8 protein-coding genes are annotated in these 6,001 nt (G+C 56.8%); 5 read left to right on the forward strand and 3 right to left on the reverse strand.

Annotated elements, in window-relative coordinates; all coding sequences use genetic code 11:
* The 3 genes from AC6RA8_RS20430 to wrbA form a co-directional block, all read left to right on the forward strand.
* A partial coding sequence (locus AC6RA8_RS20430; RefSeq protein ID WP_500355387.1) for an alpha/beta hydrolase occupies positions 1–460 on the forward strand: 460 nt, incomplete at its 5' end.
* 144 nt (positions 461–604) lie between these two features.
* Positions 605–1,069 (forward strand): DoxX family protein, encoded by a 465-nt coding sequence (locus AC6RA8_RS20435; RefSeq protein WP_500355389.1) that lies wholly within the window; start codon positions 605–607, stop codon positions 1,067–1,069.
* Positions 1,070–1,113: 44 nt separating this feature from the next.
* Positions 1,114–1,713, forward strand: a complete 600-nt coding sequence (gene wrbA / locus AC6RA8_RS20440; protein ID WP_500355391.1) for an NAD(P)H:quinone oxidoreductase — start codon at positions 1,114–1,116, stop codon at positions 1,711–1,713.
* Between the two features lie 204 nt (positions 1,714–1,917).
* Here the strand turns inward: wrbA and AC6RA8_RS20445 are convergent, their stop codons facing one another.
* Genes AC6RA8_RS20445 through AC6RA8_RS20455 form a run of 3 tightly spaced genes read right to left on the reverse strand, consistent with a single transcriptional unit; the run spans position 1,918 to position 4,073 of the window.
* Positions 1,918–2,541 carry a 3-oxoacid CoA-transferase subunit B gene (locus tag AC6RA8_RS20445; protein WP_500355393.1) on the reverse strand — a complete coding sequence of 208 codons (624 nt, stop codon included), beginning with the start codon at positions 2,539–2,541 and terminating at the stop codon, positions 1,918–1,920.
* A gap of 3 nt (positions 2,542–2,544) precedes the next feature.
* Positions 2,545–3,240 (reverse strand): CoA transferase subunit A, encoded by a 696-nt coding sequence (locus AC6RA8_RS20450; protein ID WP_500355394.1) that lies wholly within the window; start codon positions 3,238–3,240, stop codon positions 2,545–2,547.
* Between the two features lie 8 nt (positions 3,241–3,248).
* The gene (locus tag AC6RA8_RS20455; RefSeq protein ID WP_500355396.1) at positions 3,249–4,073 is read right to left on the reverse strand and encodes a 3-oxoadipate:acetyl-CoA acetyltransferase; all 825 of its coding nucleotides are present in this window, start codon (positions 4,071–4,073) and stop codon (positions 3,249–3,251) included.
* Positions 4,074–4,187: 114 nt separating this feature from the next.
* Here AC6RA8_RS20455 and AC6RA8_RS20460 point away from each other — a divergent pair, with 114 nt between their 5' ends.
* Together AC6RA8_RS20460 and AC6RA8_RS20465 are read left to right on the forward strand one after the other, a co-directional pair.
* On the forward strand, positions 4,188–4,949 hold the full coding sequence (locus tag AC6RA8_RS20460; protein ID WP_500355399.1) for an IclR family transcriptional regulator domain-containing protein: 762 nt from the start codon (positions 4,188–4,190) through the stop codon (positions 4,947–4,949).
* 134 nt (positions 4,950–5,083) lie between these two features.
* Positions 5,084–5,647, forward strand: coding sequence for a VOC family protein (locus AC6RA8_RS20465; protein WP_500355401.1), 564 nt, complete (start codon positions 5,084–5,086; stop codon positions 5,645–5,647).
* Positions 5,648–6,001: the final 354 nt, after the last annotated feature.

Consider the following 6,001-nt stretch of genomic DNA (forward strand, 5'->3'; position numbering starts at 1 on the left):
CGGCGATGTCTTTGAAATGGGGGCTGCGCGGTTCTTTCGGCGCACCGGTGAGGGCGTCTATGACATGGATGACCTTGCCCGGGCAACCGACAAGATGGCGGCTTATGTGTCCGACTGGAGGCAAAAGAATCCGGGCCGCGCTATCTACGGGTTCGGCTATTCCAACGGCGCGAATATCCTTGCGTCCGTCATGATCAGCCACCCTGGGCTCTTCGCTCGTGTCGGGCTCCTGCACCCCCTCATCCCTTGGGAACCCTCTTCGGTGTCGGGTCTCAAAGATACGCAAGTCATGGTGACGGCAGGGCGGCATGACCCAATCTGCCCCTGGTCACAAACAGAGAAACTGACCAACTGGATCGAGGCGCAAGGCGCCAAGCTAACAACGCTCTACCACGACGGCGGGCACGAAGTGCGGCGTGAGGAACTGACCGCATTGGCAGACCTGCTGCGAGACCACTGAGACTACGGAACACCAAAAATGTGACCGCCCAAGCGGTTATGAACAGTCGGTTTCGTGTCGTTGAACAGGAGCCGGCGGACCTCCCCAACGAGCGTGTCGGTGGCGGACAGCCCCCAACGTTCAAACCAAAGAAAGAGACGACAAATGGCAAATCTTGATGCAACAGACTTCGCAACTGACCGCGCCGCTGGCGTCAGCCTCGATACGCTTTCCTGGACGCTGATCCGGGTTTCAACGGGCCTGATCCTCATGCCGCATGGCGCCCAAAAACTGTTTGGTTGGTTCGGCGGCTACGGCTTGCAAGGCACCGGTCAGTTTTTTGCCGACACGCTTGGTCTGGCACCGGGCGTCCTGTTTGCCGGTGCCGTGGGTATGGCCGAGTTTTTCGGTGGGCTGTTCCTCGCACTTGGGCTTTTGACCCGTCTCACAGCCGCCGTCGTCGTCACCGTCATGGCCTATGCCGCATTCGTTGTGCACTTTTCCAGTGGCTTTTTCTGGACCAGCGGTGGGTACGAATACCCGCTTCTTTGGGGCCTGCTTGCGCTGGCAATTGTCATCCGCGGCGGCGGCGCGATCTCGGCAGATAATCGCATCGGCTGGAAATACTGATGCTCTTCCAATTCTGGAAAAGCTGGAAAGAAAGGAACCAAACCATGACCAAAGTCCTCGTTCTCTACTACTCTTCATACGGACATATTGAGGCGCTGACCGCCGCGGTTGCCAAAGGCGCCTCGGAAGTTCCCGGAGCCACTGTGACGGTCAAGCGCGTGCCAGAAATCATGACGGAAGAGGCCGCCGCAGCCGCCGGTTTCAAAACGGAACAGGCCGCGGACGTTGCAACGCCCGCCGAATTAGAGGAATACGACGCCATTATCTTTGGCACGCCAACCCGGTTCGGGAACATGGCATCGCAAATGCGCAGCTTCCTCGACCAGACGGGCGGTCTATGGATGAATGGCAAGCTCATTGGCAAGGTCGGTTCGGTCTTTACCTCGACCGGAACTGGCGGCGGCAGCGAAACGACGATCACGTCGTTCTGGCACACGCTGGCCCACCACGGCATGGTCATCACGGGCTTGCCCTATTCCAGCGCGGAGCTGACAGACATCAGCGAAGTGCGCGGTGGCTCCCCATACGGTGCGGCCACGATTGCCGGGGCGGACGGCTCGCGGATGCCAAGTGAGGTTGAGCTGAAGCTGGCCGCAGACCAGGGCCGCCACGTGGCGCAACTGGCGAGCAAGCTCGCGTCGTAATAGGCGCATAAAACATGACTGATTTGGCCGCGTTGTATCAACGCGGCCAAATCGATTCAGACTACCGGCTTGGACGTAGATCCGGCCACTGCATCCGTGGAGGTACTCTGACTAGACAGGGAGCCGTTAGGATAACTCCGAGACGTCCGGCGGCAGTGACAAGATCGCTAGCCACATTTGCCGCCGGTTGTTAGCTGCGCTGAACTACAGGATCTTGGCCTCGGTTGCGGCGCGCAATTCGTCTTCTGTCACGTCATCTGCCGTTTCAACGATCTTAAGACCACCATCGACAATATCCAGTACGCCCAGATTGGTGATGATGCGATCAACCACACGTTTACCGGTCAGCGGCAGCGTACACTCCTTCAACACTTTGCTGTCGCCGCGTTTGTTGGTGTGATCCATCACAACCACCACACGGCCCACGCCCGCGACCAGATCCATGGCCCCGCCCATGCCCTTAACCAGCTTGCCGGGGATCATCCAGTTGGCGAGGTCGCCGTTTTCGGCCACTTCCATCGCGCCTAGGATCGCCATCGCGATCTTGCCGCCCCGGATCATGCCAAAGCTCTGCGCGCTGTCGAAATACGCGGTCTGCGGCAGTTCAGTGATGGTCTGTTTGCCTGCATTGATCAGGTCGGGATCAATCGTATCCTCGGTCGGGAAAGGGCCCATGCCCAGCATCCCGTTTTCCGACTGCAGCGTCACCTCGACACCCTCAGGGATGTAGTTCGACACCAGCGTCGGGATGCCAATGCCAAGGTTTACGTAGGTGCCGTCCTGCAGCTCTTGCGCGGCCCGTGCCGCCATTTGGTTCCGGTCCCACATGGGTTAAGCCTCCCGTACGGTACGTTGTTCGATGCGCTTTTCATGTTCGCCCTGGATCAGTCGATGCACGTAGATACCCGGCAAATGGATGTGGTCGGGGTCAAGCGCGCCTGTCGGCACGATCTCTTCAACCTCCATGACACACACCTTGCCGCACATCGCCGCGGGTGGGTTAAAGTTGCGCGCCGTTTTGCGGAAGATCGCGTTGCCGGTCTCGTCCGCTTTCCACGCCTTCACGATCGAAACATCGGCAAAGATGCCTTCTTCCATGATGTAGGTTTCGCCGCCGAACTCCTTGTACTCCTTGTCCTCAGCGATCACCGTGCCTACGCCGGTTTTGGTGTAGAATCCGGGGATGCCGCAACCACCGGCGCGCATCCGTTCGGCCAATGTGCCTTGGGGGTTGAATTCCAGTTCCAGCTCGCCTGACAGATACTGCCGCATGAATTCTGCGTTCTCGCCGACATAAGAGCTGATCATCTTTTTGACCTGTTTGGTCTGCAGAAGAATACCGATCCCAAAATCGTCCACACCTGCATTGTTCGATGCAAAGGTCAGATCCTTGGTCCCGGCTTCCTTGATTGCTTGCAAGAGCAGTTCTGGAATGCCGCACAACCCAAAACCGCCTGCCGCAATCAACATGCCGTCGCTCAGCAACCCGTCCATCGCCTCCGATGCGCTACCGTATATCTTTTTCATTGGGCTGCTTACTTCAGGCCGAGGGTCTTACGCGCCTCTTGCCAAGTGGCGACAGGCCGGTTGTAAGCGTGGCAAAGCTCGACCGTACGTTTGACCAGGGCAGCGTTGGATGGCGCCAATGTCGTCTTGTCGAGACGAACGTTGTCTTCCAACCCGGTGCGGGTGTGGCCACCCGCCTTGATCGACCATTCGTTGAGGGTCAGCTGATGCCTACCAATTCCAGCGGCGCACCATTCTGCGTCCGGGGCCAAGCGCTCAACTGTTTTGACGTAGTACCGGAACGTGTTCAGATCCGCCGGCATGGCGTTTTTGACGCCCATGACGAATTGAATGTAGAGCTTTCCGTAAAGTTTACCGGCCTCCGCCATCGCTGCCGCCTGGTGAATGTGAGACAGGTCAAAGGCCTCAATCTCAGGCGTGACCTGATATTCCCTCATCTCGGACGCGAGCCAATCGACCAGATCCGGTGGGTTCTCATAGACCCGCGTGGGGAAGTTGTTCGAGCCGACCGACAAAGATGCCATGTCCGGCTTCAGTGGCAACATCCCGCCACGCGATGTCCCTGCACCCGATCGGCCACCGGTCGAAAACTGCACGATCATTCCGGGGCAATGCTTGCGCAGCCCTTCCAGAAGCAATCCGAATTTCTCAGGGTCGCTGCTGGGTGATTCATCGTCATTGCGTACGTGGCAGTGGGCGATCGTTGCGCCAGCCTCAAAAGCTTCCTGCGTGGACTCAATCTGTTCGGCAACGGTCACCGGCACCGCAGGATTATCTGATTTCCGCGGGAGAGATCCGGTGATCGCGACACAGATGATGCAAGGCTTTGACATGTGCGGCTCCAGTTATGACTGCATGTGGGATCGGAGCTAACGCAGCCGCTGGTTGAACACGAGTCAGATGTTCAAATATTGAAATTTGTTCACATCTCGAATACCCTTGTTCACATGCCGATCAAAACGACTGATTTTCTAGGGTCTTTCGCAAAGGGCCTCACCGTGATCGAGGTGTTCTCGGGTGAAACGACCCGGCTGACTGTATCTGATGTCGCGCGATTGACATCACTGGACCGCTCAGCCGCCCGTCGATGTCTCTTGACCCTGGCGGAGTTGGGGTACGCCAAACATGACGGGAAACACTTTTCGCTCACACCGAAGGTTCTGAGGCTGGGCGTCGGCGCTTTGGCCGCCATGCCACTGCCCCAGATCATCCAGCCCTGGCTGGACCAATTGTCCGACAAGATCGGAGAGTCCGTTTCCGCATCCATCCTTGATGAAACCGAGATTGTGTATGTCGCCCGTGCCGCACAACATCGGGTGATGTCTATCGGTGTGATGCCCGGCGTCCGATTGCCAGCGCATTCCTCGTCAATGGGGCGCGTCCTCCTTGCCGCTCTCCCTGCGAAAGACGTTCGGTCAGTGCTTGAGAGGAGTGACCTGTCTCCCAAAACCGTGCACAGCATCTCCGACATGGATGCAATTTTGGATCGCATTCAGCAGGTCCGGGAAAACCAATACGAGTGCGTGGATCAAGAGATTGAAATCGGGCTGCGGTCCATTGCGGTTCCCGTTTACTCGTCTCATGATAAAGTCATTGCCGCGATCAATGTGGGGGTATCTGCAGCGCAACGCAGTGTTGAGAACCTGATTGCAGAGGTTCTGCCAGAACTCTACGCGATACAGAAAAACGTGCGCGGCCTACTGAGATAACCGGCGTAGATGTTGCTCGGCAATTTCGGACAATGGATCATGTTCATATCTGCAATAGCATATGACCAGCATTCGATATTAAACCGCAAGACCGCCACCCCTATTCTCACAGGGCAACAAAGTGGGAACAGATCGTGAAACGAAAAACTCAAGCACAAGGCATCCACCATATCACGCTGACAGGTGCAGATCGCCAGACATCAATCGACTTTTGGGAAGGGCTTCTCGGGTTCTCTTTGATCTTTGATCAACCGAACCTTGATAACCCGTCTCAGGGGCATCTCTACTTCGCCGTTGGGAACGGCCAAACGCTCACTGTCTTCACGGATGAGGCACGCAAACCGCAAACAGACCAGCTGGAGGACAAGATTGGTGCCGTTCATCACCTCGCCTTCGCCATTTCGCAGTCCGTTTTGACACAAGTTTCAGAACGTCTGGACGAACGCGACATCAAGCACACTTCCGTCAAGGACCGTGGTTTCATGAACAGTATTTACTTCTATGATCCCCTTGGGCTGAGAATTGAGCTGGCTTCCTATCGCTTTGAACCGCCAGAGGGTGCAACCCACGGCGATGTTCTGGCAGAGGCGCACCGTCTGCGCGTTGAACGCGAGGATCATGTGATCGCGGATGTTCACGTTGCAGATGCAATCGAGAATATCATGCATAAGCAGCAGCCGCGCATGGCCGACATTTGAAACAAATGAAAGGCAGCCAGCAGGACGCCCTTGTCGTAGGTATTGCTGATCAATCCGAGGGTGGCAAAGGGGGCGACCTAACTGGCAATGAACGGCTGCTTTCCGCCCACTGATCCGAGTTTTTCGCGGATGCAGCGAACTTCCGCTTCCCGGCCTCCACGCTAGATGAAAAGCTCAAATACAGCTGAAATAGGACCCCAAAAGCACTCTTTTGTTGTCAACCAGTTGGACAAAGTGTGTGCAGATAGAGGACACTTTGGTGGTTCCTGGGGCAAAGTCCCTGCAACTCTACATCAACGTTTTCCAATTGGTCGGAGTGAGAGGATTCGAACCTCCGGCCCCTGCCTCCCGAAG

It is taken from the genome of Tateyamaria sp., assembly GCF_059783535.1.